General features: G+C 54.2%; 14 protein-coding genes, 1 pseudogene and 1 riboswitch. Of the genes and pseudogenes, 5 read left to right on the top strand and 10 right to left on the bottom strand.

The window, feature by feature from the left end:
• Positions 1-86 precede the first annotated feature (86 nt).
• The 7 genes and pseudogenes from G5B42_RS07850 to G5B42_RS07825 form a co-directional block, all read right to left on the bottom strand.
• Positions 87-1358 carry a lactate racemase domain-containing protein gene (locus tag G5B42_RS07850; protein ID WP_181339920.1) on the bottom strand — a complete coding sequence of 424 codons (1272 nt, stop codon included), beginning with the start codon at positions 1356-1358 and terminating at the stop codon, positions 87-89.
• Between the two features lie 136 nt (positions 1359-1494).
• Positions 1495-2943 (bottom strand): gluconokinase, encoded by a 1449-nt coding sequence (locus G5B42_RS07845; RefSeq protein ID WP_181339919.1) that lies wholly within the window; start codon positions 2941-2943, stop codon positions 1495-1497.
• Positions 2944-2992: 49 nt separating this feature from the next.
• Positions 2993-3817 carry an SDR family oxidoreductase gene (locus G5B42_RS07840; protein WP_181339918.1) on the bottom strand — a complete coding sequence of 275 codons (825 nt, stop codon included), beginning with the start codon at positions 3815-3817 and terminating at the stop codon, positions 2993-2995.
• Positions 3818-3842: 25 nt separating this feature from the next.
• Positions 3843-5288, bottom strand: coding sequence for an NADP-dependent phosphogluconate dehydrogenase (gene gndA / locus G5B42_RS07835; protein ID WP_181340004.1), 1446 nt, complete (start codon positions 5286-5288; stop codon positions 3843-3845).
• A 43-nt stretch (positions 5289-5331) separates the two neighbouring features.
• Entirely contained in the window at positions 5332-5550 is a 219-nt protein-coding gene (locus G5B42_RS12280) for an NAD(P)-dependent oxidoreductase (RefSeq protein ID WP_331274081.1), read from the bottom strand.
• A gap of 22 nt (positions 5551-5572) precedes the next feature.
• The gene (locus G5B42_RS07830; RefSeq protein WP_331274079.1) at positions 5573-6295 is read right to left on the bottom strand and encodes a phosphoglycerate dehydrogenase; all 723 of its coding nucleotides are present in this window, start codon (positions 6293-6295) and stop codon (positions 5573-5575) included.
• Between the two features lie 67 nt (positions 6296-6362).
• Positions 6363-6701 (bottom strand): annotated as a pseudogene (locus G5B42_RS07825) (ATP-binding cassette domain-containing protein); the annotation flags it as partial.
• On the opposite strand from G5B42_RS07825, the gene G5B42_RS07820 reads away from it, so the two are divergent.
• Entirely contained in the window at positions 6671-7012 is a 342-nt protein-coding gene (locus G5B42_RS07820) for a bifunctional 4-hydroxy-2-oxoglutarate aldolase/2-dehydro-3-deoxy-phosphogluconate aldolase (protein WP_181339916.1), read from the top strand. The pseudogene G5B42_RS07825 and the gene G5B42_RS07820 overlap by 31 nt on opposite strands.
• Before the next feature lie 86 nt (positions 7013-7098).
• Here G5B42_RS07820 and G5B42_RS07815 read toward each other — a convergent pair whose 3' ends face one another.
• A complete protein-coding gene (locus G5B42_RS07815) occupies positions 7099-8517 on the bottom strand; it encodes an NCS2 family permease (protein WP_181340003.1) in 1419 nt (472 codons plus the stop codon).
• Positions 8518-8731: 214 nt separating this feature from the next.
• A riboswitch (purine riboswitch) is annotated at positions 8732-8833 on the bottom strand.
• 171 nt (positions 8834-9004) lie between these two features.
• Complete coding sequence (locus G5B42_RS07810; RefSeq protein ID WP_181339915.1) at positions 9005-10567, bottom strand: sodium/proline symporter; 1563 nt, start codon at positions 10565-10567, stop codon at positions 9005-9007.
• Positions 10568-10929: 362 nt separating this feature from the next.
• On the opposite strand from G5B42_RS07810, the gene G5B42_RS07805 reads away from it, so the two are divergent.
• The 3 genes from G5B42_RS07805 (at position 10930) to argH (ending at position 15073) form a co-directional block, all read left to right on the top strand.
• Positions 10930-12063 (top strand): M23 family metallopeptidase, encoded by a 1134-nt coding sequence (locus G5B42_RS07805; protein WP_181339914.1) that lies wholly within the window; start codon positions 10930-10932, stop codon positions 12061-12063.
• A gap of 377 nt (positions 12064-12440) precedes the next feature.
• Entirely contained in the window at positions 12441-13694 is a 1254-nt protein-coding gene (gene argG, locus G5B42_RS07800) for an argininosuccinate synthase (protein WP_181339913.1), read from the top strand.
• 2 nt (positions 13695-13696) lie between these two features.
• Positions 13697-15073: an argininosuccinate lyase gene (gene argH, locus G5B42_RS07795; protein WP_181339912.1), complete on the top strand. Its 1377-nt coding sequence runs from the start codon at positions 13697-13699 to the stop codon at positions 15071-15073.
• A 191-nt stretch (positions 15074-15264) separates the two neighbouring features.
• Here argH and G5B42_RS07790 read toward each other — a convergent pair whose 3' ends face one another.
• The gene (locus G5B42_RS07790; protein WP_181339911.1) at positions 15265-16839 is read right to left on the bottom strand and encodes an alpha-amylase; all 1575 of its coding nucleotides are present in this window, start codon (positions 16837-16839) and stop codon (positions 15265-15267) included.
• A gap of 237 nt (positions 16840-17076) precedes the next feature.
• Here G5B42_RS07790 and G5B42_RS07785 point away from each other — a divergent pair, with 237 nt between their 5' ends.
• A complete protein-coding gene (locus G5B42_RS07785; protein ID WP_181339910.1) occupies positions 17077-17604 on the top strand; it encodes a spore coat protein in 528 nt (175 codons plus the stop codon).
• Positions 17605-17815: the final 211 nt, after the last annotated feature.

Genomic DNA, 17815 nt, shown 5'->3' with positions numbered 1-17815 from the left:
GTTTATTAAACAAAAAAACCGCCGACGCTTCCGGTCAGCGGTTTTTCTTAAAAATAAAACATTCCTTGGCAACCTTTGTTCTTCTTCTAGCCTTGAAAATTCTTTTTCAACGCCCACAATCCCAAAGCTGGATTACTGATAAAGAAGACTTCTTCCCCGTTCGGCAGCCGGTTGAACCCGTCGCGCAGCTTCATATAGTCAAAACGTTCTTCCGCCTCCGCCAGGGGCAGATAGTTAAAGTTAACCCCTTCGATCTCTTCTTTACTCACGTGTCCCGGCGCGTAGGTAATCCGGAAGCGCCCTTCGGAAGAACCATGGATCAAATGGGCCGCCGCCGACAAGTTATCTTGCAGATCCGCTTCGGTCCGCACCAGCTCCAAAATCCGGGGGGTACCGATGTAGCCGTATTTACGGATGATCCGGTCAAACACCTTGTCTTCTCCAAAATGGCGCAGCCCGGGCGCAATAATATAGAGTTCGCCCCCGTCGGCCATGGCCATCCTGGTGCGGTAAATCGCCTTGTTCCCCAACCAAGTGCTCTTGAACTCATGCGGGTCAAGATAGACGACCTTTTTCAGTGGTTCATCCAGCAAATCCAGGTTGCGTTTTTGGCTTTCCGCCACGGCCGCCTCGAAGACATGCCTTTCGCGGCCGATAAACAACCCGTTTAATTTCGTCTGCTCCTGTTGGGTGGTGGTCACCGTCAAAATATAAGCCAGGGGGATCTCCTGTAAAAAATGGGTCTCCGCATAATCGAAGATCTGACGGACGGGGCTATGATCCCGCCCCATCAGGGCCTCCATGCCGCAGACCGCCCCCAAAAAGTGGGATTTGTCAATAATTGTCTTTCCGCCGCAACCTACCAGGATATTCTTGGTGTAATTGGCCATCCCCACCACCTCGTGGGGAACCACCTGGCCAATGGAGAGGATCAGATCATATGATCTATCCAATAATCGCCGGTTGATCTCCACGTCGATGGCGAAATCAAGGCGCCCCCCGGAAACTTCGGCCACCAAGCTGCCGGGGATCTGGCCGATCTTCACGATATCATTCCGCCAGTCATGGACATGAAAACAGTCCAAAGGAATCTCCGGTCCGAACATCTTTCGCTTTTGATCCGTACTCATCGGCTCGTGGGTCCCTAAGGCGGGCATAATATCCACCTGACAGGTGGGGGTAAGGAAGGTATAGATTAAACGCGTAATCAACCCGGCCAGCGAATGGGCCCTGGTATAATCGGGTGGCAAGAGCAGGATCTTTCGCAAGGGAACCGGATAACTGCGCAACCAGGAATAAAGACTCTCCTTGATCTGCTGTTCAGTGATGTCTTCTCCGGTAATTTTGATCGCTTCCATGCGCGGGCCTCCTTTCTTTGGACCAATTCTTTCGACCATCCCTTTCATCGCTCGTCGATGGTCACTCGTTGCTCGTAAGGATGATTGCTTTTAACCGCCATTACCTAACCGAGGCTAAATGGTACCGGCCGTCCGTTCACGGCCGGCTCGCTTCGTATAATTGCAGGTACTTGGCAAACCGCTTGCGATAAACATCAACTTTATCGGAACGCGGGCTGAGCACGCGGGTGGGTTCCACGGCATAATCCTCAACCTGACCAATCCCCCCGCCGGCTTGCAAAGCAAATAAAGCCCCGCCCACCGTGGATTCATCAACAACACCGGTCACCAGGAGATCCCGCTGGAAGATGTCGGCGGCCATTTGCCGCCAAAACGGCGACTTAATGATTCCCCCCGAGAGCAAAACCTTGGCCGGTTGGCCCCCCAAACTTGCGAGGATCGTGTAACAGTGGTAAAGATTAAACAGAATTCCTTCCAAAATAGCATAATACAGATGGGCCTCATTATGTTGTGGAGAAATTTCCAGAAAACCCCCGCGCCGCTTCCCTTGCCATCCGGGGCAACGCTCACCGTATAAAAAGGGGAGAAAATAAGGGGCTTTCTCCGGTTCAATCGCCGCGGCAAATTGGTCGTAATCCTGCAGGGAGTAAGTTTTCCCTTTCCGGTCAAAGAAAAAGCGTTCGGCAAACCAACTAAGGACATTTCCACTGTGGGTGGCGGCCCCGATGATCCGCTTTCCATTATAGAGATAGTAGCACCACGTGCTCGGGTCATCGGCCAGTTGCGGTGCGGGTTTCACCAAACGCAGGGCCGCACTGGTTCCGACCGAAAAAGACATGATCCCTTCCCGGGCTCCACCGATCCCAACCTGATTCAATGCCCCGTCCGCGGCCCCGACCGTCACCGGAATCCCCGCCGGCAACCCGACCGCGCGGGCAATCGCCGGGGCTAAAGGAAGGGTAAAGGTCGCCTCGGTTAACTCGGCGAACATTGATCTTTTCACGCCCGCCAAAGCCAGCAGCTCGTCGTCCCAGTCCAGTGTATGAATATTGAAGAAACCCGAACCGGAGGCGGTACACCTGGAGACCGCCTGTCCCCCGGTGAGTCTTTCGAACAAGCACTCGATCTGGGAAGAAAGATATACAACAACCCGGAACGCCTCCGGGTTCGTTTTCTTGTCGTGATAAAGCTTCCAGATGGGATAAAGGGCATGCAGGACGCAGCCGGTTTTATGGTAGAACTCCCGATAAAAATCCGGCTCCGCCTTGAGCGCTTCCACGGTTTCCGTGGCGGTGACATCCGCCCAGGTTTTGATCCGCCCCACCGGTTGCCGGTGGCGGTCAAGGTAGAGCAGACTGTGCCAGGTCCCACTCAACCCGATCGCCGCTACCGGGCGGTCGTTACGCTGCACAATCGCCCGCAAAACAGCCAGCGCCGCCTGGAAGATCCCCTCCGGGTCCTGGGAGACGATATCCGCGACCTCGGCCGGGTAGGGCTGGGAAACCGAATCGACAATCCCCGTTTCCGCATTATAAAGGATACATTTCGCCGCGGAAGTACTGACCTCTAAACCGATGACATTCATTTTTGATCACCAAATTCCCCTATTTCCTTAACTTTTGGCGCGTGGCGCCTTACACGCCGGCGTAGGCCATAAAACCGCCGTCCACCGGAATGACCGCGCCGTTCACAAACTTGGCGCCGTCCGAGATTAACCAGATGACTGTTCCGATCAGATCCTCCGGCGTCCCGTAACGCCCCATGGGTGTATGGGCCAAAACTTGTTTCCCACGGGTGGTGGGTTCACCGGTCTTCTCATCCGTCAAAAGGAAACGGTTCTGTTCCGTCAGGAAAAAGCCGGGGGCAATGGCATTGACCCGGATGTTGGTGGAATAATTCTGGTTGAAATGCACCGCCATCCACTGGGTAAAGTTGTTAATCGCTGCTTTGGCCGCCGAATATGAGATGGTCTTGGTCAACGGCCGGTAGGACGCCATCGAAGAGATATTGATGATGACCCCCTCTCCTTGTTCCGCCATCACCTTCCCGAAGACTTGGGTCGGCAGGACCGAACCGATGAAGTTCAGATCGAAAACCCACTGGATCGCCGCCGGGGGAAGGTCAAAGAAGGGCTGCCGCTCATCGGCGGTGGCTTCTTTTTTGTTCCCGCCGGCCCCGTTGATCAAAACATCGACCTTGCCAAACTCCTCGAGGACCACGTCCCGGGCTTTCTCCAGGGATGGTTTCTCCAAAACATTGACCATAACCCCAATCGCTTCGCCGCCGGCCGCCCGGATCTCCGCCGCCAAGGCTTGGGCTTTCTCCCCATTCAGGTCCAATACCGCCACCCGCGCACCGGCCCGGGCCAAGGCACGCGCCATTTCGCCGCAGAGGACACCGGCCGCACCGGTAATCACGATGGCTTTACCTTTGATATCGAACAAATTCCTTACTTCCATTCCTTAGCACCTCCAATAATTTGCTCTATCGTTGAAGCGGCTTGCTATGCACAGTCTCTTCCTTGGTCTGCCAGTCCGTGTGGAAGGTTCCGGGGCGGTCCAGCCGCTCGTAGCCATGGGCCCCGAAGTAATCGCGCTGCGCTTGGACAAGGTTGGCCGGGAGAAAAGACCGCCGGTAGGAATCAAAATAAGCCAAAGCGGAACTAATGGCCGGTACCGGAATGCCCTGTTGCGCCGCGAGACCAACGATCCGCCGCCACCCGCTCTGCGCCGCTTCAATTTCTTTTTTAAAGTAAGGAGCCATTAACAGGTTGGGCAGCTCCGGTTCGCCGGCAAAGGCTTCCTTGACCCCCGTTAAAAGCTTGGCCCTGATGATACAGCCACCCCGCCACAACTGGGCGATGGTGCCGCCGTCAAGCTCCCACCGGTAGGCCGCCGCAGCCGCCTTGAGTAAAGCGAAACCCTGGGCGTAAGTGCAGATTCTTGCGGCATACAGGGCGGCGCGGGCCGCCGGCAACAGCTCCGCCGGGTCTCCTTCGTAACGGGGTGCCACCCAAGTCAGCTCTTCACTGGCCTTGATCCGCTCTTCCTTTAACGCGGAAAGAAAACGGGCCCCGACGGCCGCGTTGATTGTTGGCACGCTAACCCCCAATTCAAAGGCCGCCTGGGCAGCCCATTGCCCGGTACCCTTCTGGTCGGCCCGGTCCGCGATCACCTCGACGATCGGGTTTCCGGTCGCCGCATCTTTTTTATTTAAAATGTCCGCACTGATTTCCAGTAAATAAGATCCCAGTTCGCCGTTGTTCCATTCCCGGAAGACCGCTCCGGTCTCCGCGGCGCTGAAGCCCAGCAGTTCGCGGAGGAGGAGATAAACTTCGCCAATAAGCTGCATATCACCGTACTCAATTCCGTTGTGCACCATCTTGACAAAATGGCCGGCCCCCTCCGGTCCCACGTAAGCACAGCAGGGCGTGGCCTCGACCCGGGCTGCGATCTTCATGAACAGATCCCGGGTTAACTCCCAAGCCCGTCGGGACCCGCCCACCATCAGACTGGGCCCCCGCAAGGCACCTTCCGCTCCGCCGGAGATGCCTACTCCCAAATAAGAAAGGCCCATCGCTTCCAGCATCCGCCCGCGCCGGTTTGTCTCTTTATAGTGAGAGTTTCCGCCGTCGATCACGATGTCGCCCGGTTCAAGATAGGAGAGCAGAGCAGCAATGACTTGGTCAACCCCCGGCCCCGCCGGGATCAGGAGCAGGATCTTCCGGGGCCTTTTTAAAGCGGCCACCAATTCCGGTAGGGAACCCGTCCCCACGATCTCTGCGCGGCCGTCGGCCGGCTCCTGTAAAAGCTGCCCGACCCGGTCACTGCTCCGGTCATAGACCGCCACCGTAAAGCCGTGATGGGCAAGGTTCAAACTCAAATTCCGCCCCATCACACCCAAACCGATTAACCCCAGATCGGCCCGCATTGCTCTCTCCCGTCCTTTCTCCAGCGGATACAACGCCGCCACTTCAAACCGTTGGCCCAGCCACAAACAATGGTTCTTCGCCCTGCAAAACCCGGATCAGGTTTTGCGCGGCGATACACCCCATCTTGTTCTGCGCCTCTCTAGTATGGGCGCCAATATGGGAAGTTAAGACCACATTGTCCAGGCGCCGCAGGGGCGAATCCTCCGGCAAAGGTTCGGTCTCGAAAACATCCAGCCCGGCACCGGCAATCGTCTTATTCACCAGCGCTTGGTAGAGCGCTTCTTCATTGATGACGCCCCCCCCGCGCCGTATTGATGATAATGGCGTCCGGTTTCATCAGCGCGAGCTCTTTTTGGCCGATCAGGTGGTGGGTCTCTGGGGTGAGCGGCAGGTGCAGACTGATGAAATCGGCTTGGGCTAAAACTTCGGGTAAGCTTAGGTACTCGGCCCCGGTCTCCCTCGCCCACGCCTGATCCGGATACAGGTCAAAGCAGATGATCCTCATAAACCCCTTCACCCGGGCAGCCAACTCCCGGCCGATCCGGCCGGTACCCACAATTCCGACGGTCTTCCCGCCAAGCTCGACTCCGGAGTAGCGTCCCCACTCCCCGCTTCTTAGTTTCCGGTCGGAAGTGGCGATCTGCCGGGCTACATTCAGCATCAAGCCTAAAGCCAGTTCCGCCACGGCGGCGCTGTTGGCCCCCGGGGTGTAGGTGACGGTGATGCCCCGTTTGGCCGCCGTCTCCAGATCAATATTGTTAATCCCCACCCCATACTTGGAGATTACTTTCAACTTTGAGGCCTGTTCGATGACGTTGGCCGTGACCGGGTCCAGACCGACAATTATACCGTCAACGTCGGTAACGAGGTTCAGCAGCTCCTCCTCGGTCAGTGGCCGGTCCAAGGGATTCCGGACCAGATCGCAGCCCGCCTCTTCCAGTAACCGCACCGGTTCCGGATCCACCTTCCCGAATGTGCGCGGCGTCACTAAGACTTTCCAAGCCATAACCATCCCCCTGCGCCAATAAACTTTCCGTCGTCAAGCTTTATCACTAATTTCCCATCGTGAAGCCTTAACACCGCCCGCCAAGATAAGCTTCTTGAATGGCGGGATTGTTCAACAGTTCCTTACCGGTCCCTTCGTTCACCAGTTTCCCTTTCTGTAAAACATAGGCATAATCGGCAATGCTCAAAGACTTGCGCGCGTTTTGCTCCACCAGAAGAATGGTGGTTCCTTGCCGGTTGATTTCAACGATCAAGTCCAGCACCTGCTGGGCCAGGAGCGGGGACAAACCCAAAGACGGCTCGTCAATGAGGAGCATCTTCGGTTCACTCATTAACCCGCGGCCAATCGCCAGCATCTGCCGTTGCCCGCCGGACATTGTGCCGGCGCTACAGTGTAATCTGTATTCCGGGGGCCTTTACCCCCACCGAGATCCTGCGGGCCTGGGAAGCCGGAGCCGATGTGGTTAAAGTCTTCCCCGCCACCAAGTTGGGGCCGTCCTATTTCAAAGATGTCCTGGGACCCCTTCCCCAAGTACGGCTGACGCCCACCGGCGGGGTTACCTTGGAAAACGTTGGTGACTTTATCAAGGCGGGAGCCATTTTTGTCGGGGTCGGCGGCGCCCTGGTTAACAAAGAGTTGGTCGCCGCGAAGAAATGGGATGAACTGGCCGCTTTGGCCGCTCAGTACATTGCCGCCGTGAAAGCAGCCCGAAAATAAGCAAAATTAGCCCACACAAAAACCCCTGGAACCTTTCGTTCCAGGGGTTTTTTCGCGATGGCTGCTGGTTTCAATCACACAAGGCCTTAGATGTTGGCCTGGATGATGAAGTTCAGGATGAAGAGCAAAGTCGAGACCAGCAAAATCGGATGGACCTCTTTAAACTCCCGCTTGCAGATTTTGACCAGGAGGTAGAAGATGAAGCCGGTGGCAATCCCGTAGGAGATGCTGTAGCAGAAGGCCATGAAAATACCGGCAAAGAACGCGGGAATCGCCTCTTCCAATTCGCTCCATTTAATCTCCTTGAAGGAGGAGAGCATCAGAATCCCGACCACAATGAGCGCCGGTGCCGTCGCCGCCGCCGGCACAAGACCGGCCACCGGGGCCAAGAAGATGCAGGCAGCGAAGAGAAGGGCTGTGACGACACTGGTCAAACCGGTGCGTCCACCCGCGCTGATCCCGGCCGCGCTCTCCACGTAAGTGGTGGTGTTGGAGGTCCCAAAGAGCGAACCGATGGAGGTGGCAATGGCATCAGCAAACAAGGCCCGGTCCATCTTGGATTTAAAACCGGAACTGGAGTGCATCATCTTTTCATCCTCGGCACTGAAGATGCCGCTGCGGCGGCCGGTCCCGATGAAGGTACCGATGGTGTCAAAGGTATCGGACAGGCTGAAGGCAAAGATGGTCATCAGGACGAGGGGGATCTTCGCCGGATCGTTGAACAAGGAGAACAACCCTTCACGCCCTAACGCCGCACCGAAGACGGTCCCCAGTTCACGGAAGGCCTCACCGACACCGGTGGTTGCCCCGATTTGCGAAACATCGACGAGTCCCATGGGGATCCCAATTACCGTTGTTCCGATGATCCCCAGTAAAATCGCGCCTTTAACATTGAGGAGCAACAGAATTATAGTTAAGAACAGTCCGATGATGGCCAACAACACAGTAGGGTTATTTAAAGCCACTAAAGCCGGGACCGCACTGGAGTTGGCGATGACCGTACCGCTCTCCAGAAGGGTATACGTCCCGGGGTCGGAGGTGAAACTGAGCAGACCGGCGCTCTTCACCCCGATGTAGGCAATGAAGATCCCAATCCCGCCGCCGATCGCATTCTGGAGGCTTACCGGAATCGACTTAATGATCGCTTTCCGCAGCCGGGTGACGGTGATTAAGATATTAATAATTCCACAGATAAAGACCATCGCTAAGGCTTGCTTCCAATTAAAGCCCATGGCAAAGACAACGGTGTAGGTGAAAAAGGCGTTCAAGCCCATCCCGGGTGCTTGCGCGTAAGGCACGTTGGCAAACAGCCCCATCACCAAGGTTCCGATCACCGAGGCAATAATCGTCGCCAGAAAAACGGCCCCCCAGGGAATCCCGGTTTGACTGAGCATTCCCGGATTCACAAAAATAATATAGGACATGGCAAAGAAGGTGGTGAGCCCGGCCACAATCTCAGTCCCGACGGTGGTTCCGTTCTCCTTAAGCTTGAAGAACTTGTCCATTTCCATTAATCCCTCCGTTTTTGTTTTTCACTTTAATATCTCAAGAGCGACCCGCTCTGGAAACCCGTTGGCAGCTTTCCCGCCCTTAGTTTCGCCAACCGGCGGAGAAATTAAAAAAAGCAATTGGTTTACACCAATCGCCGTAAATTCAGCAGAAGATCACACCCGTGCCCATGTCCGCCTTCACCCCAAGGCATGGGGAAAAGGCGGCCAAACACAGGTATCTCTTCCCAATAGTCGAACAATTTACGGTTGCTCGGTAGAAACTTTAGACCCATATTGTCTAAATTATATTGGGAACCATATTTCATTGTCGACGCGTGACGCGCGATCCATGGACCGCAAACATCACTCTACCAGCATTATATAAAAGCAACCGCTGGTCGTCAAGGTGATGCCCGCATTCTTTATCTGTTCGTTACAGAGCAGAGTGGCATCACGGCCAACCGGCAACGCAACCTTGACTGTAATTGACTGTACAGAGTTTTTACGAAACGTAAGCCCGTACTTTCTCAAACTCCGCCTGGATCTCCGGAGACGGTTCCTTGGTCAACAAAGAGACAAGCACAATTGCCGCACACGACAGGAGGAAAGCAGGCAACAGTTCATAAATCCCCCAGATCCCGCCCAACGGCTTGAGCACCAGTTTCCAAACGAAAACCGTCAGGCCGCCGGTGAGCATCCCGGCAATTGCCCCCGCCCGGTTGACTCGTTTCCAGAACAGGGAGAACAGCATGATCGGGCCAAAGGTCGCCCCGAAGCCGGCCCAGGCAAAGGAAACAATCGTAAAGATCACACTGTTTTCATCAAGAGCAATCAACATGGCAAAAGCCGAAATCACCAGGAGGGTAATTCTGGTGACCACCAGCACCGTCCGGTCGGTGGCCTCCTTCCGCATGATCCCTTGGTAAAGATTTTTCGAGAAAGCCGAAGCGGCAATCAGCAAATAGGAATCGGAAGAGCTGATCGTCGCCGCCAGGATCCCCGCCATCACAAACCCGGCAAATAAGGGAATAAAGAAATCAGTGGACATCAGGATAAAGATCCTCTCCGCCGCGCTTTGCGTCAGGAAAGCCGCCGGGTAAATCAGCCGCCCGATGATCCCAATCCCCACGGCGGCCGCCAACGAAATGGTGCACCAGAACGTGGCTACCCGGCGGGAGAGGGTTAGCTGCTCAGTTTTCTCAATCGCCATAAACTTCAAGAGCACCTGGGGCATGCCGAAGTACCCCAGCCCCCAGGAGAGGGTCGAAAGTACGGTCAAAAAGCCATAATGACCCGCCGCCCCGAACAAAGGCCGACCGGCGGCGTCCAATTGCTGCACCCCGTCCACCACGACCGGCTGGGCAATCCCGAAAAACTCAAAGAACCCAGGGATCTGCCGGGCGTTGGCCACCACCGTCGAGAGACCGCCCGCCGCCACGATGCCGCCCACGACAACGACCGTCAAGGAAATAAACATCACGACACCCTGCATAAAGTCGGAAGCACTCTCGGCGAGAAAACCGCCGATAAACGTATAGAAGAGCACAAACAAAGCCCCGAGAACCATCATTAAGACGTAGTTGCTATTGAATAAGGAAGCGAACAGTTTTCCGACCGTGACAAAGCAGCTGGACGCGTAAACCGTAAAAAAGACCAGAATAAACAAGCAAGAGATGGTCATGAGCACCTTTTTCTCTTCTTTGAACCGGTTACTGAAAAAATCCGGGATCGTAATGGCATCCCCGGCCACGTAGGAATAACCCCGGAGCCGTTTTGCTACAAACAACCAGTTTAAATAGGTCCCGATCAACAGTCCAATCGCCGTCCAAATCGCATCGCTTAAGCCGAACCAGTAGGCCACCCCCGGCAAACCCATCAGCAGCCAACCGCTCATATCCGAGGCCTCCGCCGCCATCGCGGTTACCCATGGCCCCAGCTTTCGTCCGCCGATCAAAAAATAGTCGCTACTGGCGCTGGCCCGTTTGGCGTAGTAAATCCCAATCCCGATCACCACCGCCATGTATGACCCCATCGCCAAGAGAATCTGCCCTTGACTTCCAAACATTCTCCTACTTCCTCCTTAATTTATCTGGATATAACCTGTTTAGTTGCCAAACGGGGTTACATCCGTAAATTCAATATTAATTTAGTCATCCTTCCGTCTTCCCTGCCTTATAAAGAACCGGAAGGCAATTGAAGTAATAATTATTCGCTGTTTTTCTATAAAATCCTTTCTTTCGGTAAGGACTTTTTGGCCCGGCTACTTCTAAAATGAAATTTGTGGTCATATATATCAGAAATTCCCCTCTCAACTTTATGTATTTTTTGTGTTAGAATTGGTTTTAGCATCTTTTTTCGAAACTGTCTTCTAGCTTGTGCGTTATTATTGTATGAAGCCAATTTCCCAAAAAGGTTGTGAGCAATGAAATGTTAAAAAGGGTAATCGCTATCTTACTTGTTGTAATCTTTGTCTTCGGCGTCTTCCCTGGACTCATCAGTTGGGCCGACTACTTAAAAAAAGAGCCGGCCTATCAATTTGTGGTTGACGGGGAAGTTTGGTTCACCATCGCCGACCGCAAGGCACTAGAAGAGATTATCACCGATTACCAAAGACAATTCCTGGCAAAAGTTGATCCGCATGCCGAAATAAAAAAGATTTCCTTCGTCCAAGACGTCCAGGTGGTCCCCACGGAAGTCCGTAAGGATCAACTGGATTCCATCGAATATGCCCGGGAAAGAATCTATGCCGTTGAGAACGAAGCGGTTGAGATTACCATCAAAAAGGGGGACAACTTCTGGAACCTAGCCCGCGCCTATAACATCACCGTCGCCGATCTCGAGATCCTTAATCCGGATGTGGACCCCCACCGGATCTATCCCGGCGAGAAACTGGTCGTCAGCCCGTTCAACCCCGTCCTTGATGTCCTGATTGAACTGGAAAACACCGTGGTGGAAACAGTCCCCTTCACCATTCAGTACCAAAGAAACAACAATATGTTCGCCCATGAAAAGCAGATTATCAGATCAGGGGTTGAAGGCGAGAAGGAAGTCGTTTACCACATTACTCTCCGTAATGGTTACCAAGATACATTAGAGGCCATCAAAGAAACCGTCTTAAAGGAACCGGTCAATGCCATCGTCCGGATCGGGACGAGAACCACCGTTGTCCGGGGCGGCCGCGTAAACTACGGTGTGGTGCAGGGGAAAAGAATCTCCAGCGCTTACGGCTGGCGGATCCACCCCATCACCGGCCAAAGACGTTTCCATGACGGCCTTGACATCGCGGCCAACCACGGCAACGCGGTCTACGCTTATACCGACGGCCGGGTCATCGAAGCCGGGTGGAACGGGGGCTACGGCAACTGTATCCTGATCGACCATGGTAACGGGTTGAGAACACGCTACGCCCATCTTTCCCGGATTGACGTTCGCGTCGGTCAACAGGTCAAAGTCGGGCAGCGGATCGGGGCCGTCGGTTCCACCGGAAACAGTACCGGCCCGCACCTCCATTTTGAAGTCATCAAAAACGGCAAGACCCAGAATCCTTTGAATTATCTCTAAGCCGTCCCTGGATAGCTTTAAATGTCTCCCGATTGCGCTCGATTTTCTCGGACAAGCAACCAATGATCACAATAAGACCGCATTAATTATCATAACGCATAGTCCTGATTCAAATAGACGCGATTACCCACCAAAACCGCCGCCAAGGCGGTTTTTTAATAATCGTTTCCGTTGCCCGTGTCCGCAGGCGCGCTTTCTTCCCCGCGGGAAAAGAGCCGCCGCCTGAACCGGCTGGTCGTCATATATATGCATGATATTGTTATATTTATATTCAGTTATCGTCGTTTCATTGTCTTTATACGTTATCATTTCGTTACTTGACAAGTATTTTTGCTAATGGTATATTATGCATAAATATTTATCAAGGAGTGAAGTGCATGGGCCTTCAGATTGAAGCTATTTTAGATAAGATTGCCGCGACACCCATCCCCAAGGTCAAAAAGTGTGCCATCGCCTATTCCGGCGGCCTCGACAGTACTTTAGGCATTGAACTCCTCCGCCGGGTTTACAAGGCAGAAGAGATCATCGCCATCAATGTCGATGTGGGCCAGGGCGATGAAGAGTTGCAAATGGGAGTCGAGCGGGCCAAAAAACTCAAGATCGACCCGATTCTGATCGACGCCAAAGAAGAATTCACCGAGGTCTGGCTCAAAAAAGCAATCCAGGCCAACTCCGACTATAACGGTTATCCGGTCTCCACTTCCATGACCCGCCAGCTCATCGGCAAGCTGGTTGCCAAGAAGGCACAGGAGTTGGGGTGCGACAGCATCCTCGAAGGCTCCACCGGGCGGGGTAATGACCAGTACCGGATGCACAACGTCTTTAAAATGTTCGCCCCGGAACTGGAGATCCTCGCGCCCGTCCGCGATTTTGACCTGACCCGCCAGGAAGAATTGATGCTCTGTGAACACTGGGGCGTCCCGGTCGAAGAATTCATCGTCGGCGGCGACGACAAAACCATGTGGTGCCGGTCGATTGCTTCCGGAGCGGTTGATCTGAACCAGGCCATCCCTGATCACATCTGGATGTGGTTGACTCCGCCGGAGAAAGCCCCCGACCAGCCGGAGTACGTCACGCTCACCTTTGAGGAAGGCGTGCCGGTGGCCTTAAACGGGCAACGGATGAAACTGGGGGAATTGATTCCCAAGCTGAACACCATCGCCGGCCGCAACGGTATTGGCTTGATTGATATTTTTGAAGACGGGATCATGGACCTGAAAAGCCGGGAGATCTATGAAGCTCCGGCCGCCCATGTGATCTTAAAAGTAAAACAGGACCTGGAAGGAGCCTGCCTCACCAAGGACGAACGGCAGTTCAAAAAGATTGTCGACGCCAAATGGGCTTACCTGGTCTACCACGGTGCCTGGTTCCACCCGCTCAAAAAAGACCTGGATGCTTTCATCGCCCAGAGCCAGAAGATGGTTAACGGCACCACCAAGGTTAAACTATACAAAGGAAACATCATCATTGTCGAACGGGACAGCCCGCCCAGTTCCCTCTTCTCGCCGGAGATCCGGTCAATTAAAGCCTCCGGCTTTGACCAGCGCTGGTGCGCCAACGCCGCCAAGATCCGGGGCCTGCCCTTTGAGATCCTGGCCAAGCGGAACCAAAAATTAGGAATCGAGGAGTAAAAATGACGAAACTATGGCAGAAAGATTACGAACTGGACGCCTTCGTCGAACAGTTTACCGTCGGCCGTGACTTTGAGCTGGATCAGCACCTCCTCAACGCCGACTGCGTGGCCAGCCTGGCCCACGCCACCATGCTGGAGACAATCGGGATCCTGACCAAGGAGGAGCTGGCCGTCTTAAAAGAAGGACTGGTTGCGATTATCCGCGCCCACGAACAAGGGGCTTTTCCCATCGCCCGCAGCGACGAGGACGGGCATACGGCAATCGAAAATGCCCTGACCGAGAAGTGCGGTGCGGCGGGCAAAAAGATCCACACCGGCCGCTCCCGCAACGACCAGGTGATCGTCGCCACCCGCCTTTACGCCCGCAGTTATCTCCTGGCCCTGCTGGAACACGGCTTGACCCTGGTCGATAATCTGCTGAACTTTGCCGAAGAACACCAAAAGGTCCCGATGCCGGGGCGGACCCACATGCAGATCGCCATGCCCTCCTCCGTCGGGCTCTGGGCCGGTGCCTACGCGGAACAACTGCTGGACGACCTTCTTCTAGTCGAGAACGCCTACCGGATCAACAACCAATCGCCGCTGGGGTCGGCCGCCAGCTACGGAGTGCCTTTACCCCTCGACCGCGAATTGGTCGCCGACCTCCTCGGCTTTGCCAAGGTCCAGAATAACGTCTTGTATGCCAACAACAGCCGGGGCAAGATGGAGTCGATCATCCTGGATGCCGTCGACCAGGTAGTCCTTACCTTAAGCAAACTGGCCCAGGATCTGATCCTCTTCTCCATGCCGGAATTCCAGTATTTCACTTTGCCCGACAACCTCTGCTCCGGCAGCAGCATCATGCCGCAGAAGAAAAACCCCTGCGGCCTGGAACTGGTCCGGGCCAAAGCGGCCACGGTTTCGGCCTGCGCCTTCCAGATCAAAGGCATCATCAAGGCGCTGCCTTCCGGCTACAACCGGGACTTCCAGGAAACCAAGGAGCCTTTCCTCCGCGGGGCCAATACCGGTCTCGCCTGCGTCCAGATTATGGACCTGTGCATCCGGAAGGTCAAGGTCAACCCGGAGAAGCTCAAAGCCGGGTTCATCCCCGAGATTTACGCCACCGACGCCGCCCTCGAACTGGTGGCCCAAGGCGTGCCCTTCCGCGACGCCTACCGGGAGGTGGGCTTAAACCTGGACCGCCTGGAAGCCCGCGACCCGGAAGCAACCATTATGGCCAAGACCTACACCGGCACCACCGGCAATCTGGGTTTGGACAAAGCCCGCGCCGCCGCGGCCGCCCTCCGTGCCTTCGCCCAAGCGGAAGAAGCAAAGATCGACGCGAAGGTCAGCGCCCTGGTCGGCATCCCGGTGAAACTCTTTGCGCCGGAGATCTGAGACCCCGGTTGGTGCCAAGGGAGAGAATAACAAATTAAGAACAAATAAAAAAAGTAAAGTATAAAAAAGTATGGAACAAGATGCTGAATAAGCAAGAAGGGTGGGAAGATCATCCCACCCATTCTTTTTGCCCAAAACCGGACGGCACCGCGCCACCCACCATCATTCCTCTTCCCGCTCCCGTTCGCTTCCTATTTACCCGTGGGCACCCAGACCGACCAGCCTTCGCCCTCGCTCATCCTTACTTTAAAATCACCGTACCCTTCGGCATCCGTAGTCACCGTACCGTCGACATTACCTGTAAGGTCATAGAAGGTGGTGTTGGGCTGCCGCGAGTTAATGCGCTTGGTGACGATCTGCTTTCCGCCCGCTGGTCCGTCGGACAGCAGCAGCACCAGGCCGGTTCCCGTCCCCGGGATCCCTTCCCGGACATAGCAGTAAACGTCCTTATCATTGGCGTCCGGCACCTCGTGTCCCGGTCCGTAGGCATAATATTTGCGGGCCAACAACAATTTGCCGATTCCCTCATGCATCCCGTAAACATAGAAGTCTTTCCACCAAATACACGGGGTGCCGTGTTCGCGCGTTAGCATATAAGCGTAGGCCTGATACTTGTAGCGGTGCACTCCGCTTGCTTCATTGTCCCGGTTCGTGTCGTGGTTGTCAGCAAAGGTGACCGCCCGGTCCTGATAGCCCTCGAGATTGACCAGCCCGACGTCGGCCAGCGCCTTCATGTCGTTGGCAACGCCACCTATATTGGCCAAGTTTCGGAAATAGGCATGGAGAGGGAAATCAAAAACCTTGAGGTCGGGGTGGCCGACTGCATCAATGTAGTTTTTCAAATCATTGGTATCTTCAATCCACGCTTCCCCCACGAAAAAGACGTCCTTGACGGTACTGTTTTGTATATGTTCAAGCCAAGCATGAATATAGTTGTTATCTACATGTTTAACCGCATCCAGCCTAAAGCCGTCGAAGTCAACTTCGCTAATGATCCACTCGCCCCAGGCTTTGATCTCCTGCCGGACCGGTTCATACTGGTAATCCACATCCGCCCCCATCAAGTAGTCGGGTAGACAGTCATCCCAGTTTTTTCCTGAAAACAAAAACCCGTCCATCCCATCAAAGTACTTCCAATCCCATTGGGTGTTATAGTACTTACCTTTCCGGCCGGGGAAAGTATACTTCGTCCAGAGTGTTGCTGTTCCTCCTCCGGCCAACGGTACGTTTTCCTGCTCATCCGCCCCCATCCGGTGGTTCAGAACAGCGTCAAAATAGACCTTAATCCCATGGGCGTGGAGGGTTTTAATGGCGTTGTCCAACTCTTCCCGGCTGCCGTACTTGGTCCGGCGGGTCCCTTTTTGGTGAAACTCGCCCAGATCCCACAAGTCATAAACATCATAACCCACACTATAACCGCCGCTCATGGCCTTCGAAGCCGGAGGCAGCCAGAGGCCGGTCAGGCCCATCTTTTCGAACTCGGGAGCGCGCTCCGCCAGGAGCCGCCAGAGATTGGCCTCTTTGGGAAATCTACCTAAATAATCATTTGGCCCTACTTTTGTCCCCAATTCCCAGTAGAAAGCCTGCATTATTGTTTTGTTAACCTCGGTGATCCGGTCAAATCCGGGAGGAGGTGGAACATCAGGAATAAACCGCGGGTAATCTCCTCCCGATAACGGCGGCGTTTTCGTGGTCTTCTTTTTCCCGCAGCCAACAAGGGCCAAGGATAAGACAAGAATAAGGGTAATGGCTAATACTTTCCTCATTATTATATTCCGATGATTCCGATGAACATCCAATACCAGATCAATTCCTTTCGCGAATTAATGCAATCGTTTGCAATTCTATTTATTCTGCATATTCTTCTTTTTTCCTTTTCTTATTAATCAAGCTAGGCAAGAGCGGTAGGCTACCCATTTCACCTTCTTCCGGTATCCCTTTCTACATAATTTAAGGGATATAATTCAATTTTTTGCCCAGACTACCGATGGAGGTGTTAAATAATGAGTTTAAAACTGACGAACAAAGAACGCATGCTCTTGCAGGACCAAAAAAGCCACGAAGAGATCTGTATCCAAAAGTACAATGACTATGCCAATATGGCGTCCGACCCCCAACTGAAAGCACTCTTTCAACAGAACGCCCAAACCGAACAAGAGCACCTAAACACCATCAACCAACTGCTGAACGGCCAAATCCCCAACATGAATCAAGGCCAAAGCGGCGGCCAACAGCAAAACCAATCGCCCATGCAAATCCTGCAGCAACAATCCTCTCAACAACTGTCCCAGCAGCAAACGAATAGCTTTCAAGGACAAAACCAGTCCAGCGGATACCAAGCCGACCAAAACCTCTGCACCGATATGCTGATGACGGAGAAATACGTCTCCGGCACCTATGATACAGCCATCTTCGAATTTAGGGATCCCCAAGTGCGCCAGATCCTCAATCATATCCAAAAGGAAGAGCAACAGCACGGGGAAGCAATCTTCAACTATATGCAGAGCGTGGGCATGTATAATCCCCAGTAAGGGCGCCGGCCCAGCCCCTCCCGGCAATCTTGGCCGGTAGAGAAATGAACAGTTAGAAAATCACGCGTTAACCCGGGACCCAACGGTCCCGGGTTACGTTTTCCCGCCCTTTAGGAAAGATCCCCGGCGAACGCCAGGTGTTCACCGGGTGGCGTGCCAACCCCAGCAGACCAAAGTGTTCCGACGCATAGAAACGATCTTTTCAATTTAG

The sequence above is a fragment of the Capillibacterium thermochitinicola genome (genome assembly GCF_013664685.1).
Classification (GTDB): Bacteria; Bacillota; UBA4882; order UBA10575; family UBA10575; genus Capillibacterium; species Capillibacterium thermochitinicola.
Note: the sequence above shows the minus strand (reverse complement) of the source record. Positions and strands in the feature narration are given on the sequence as shown.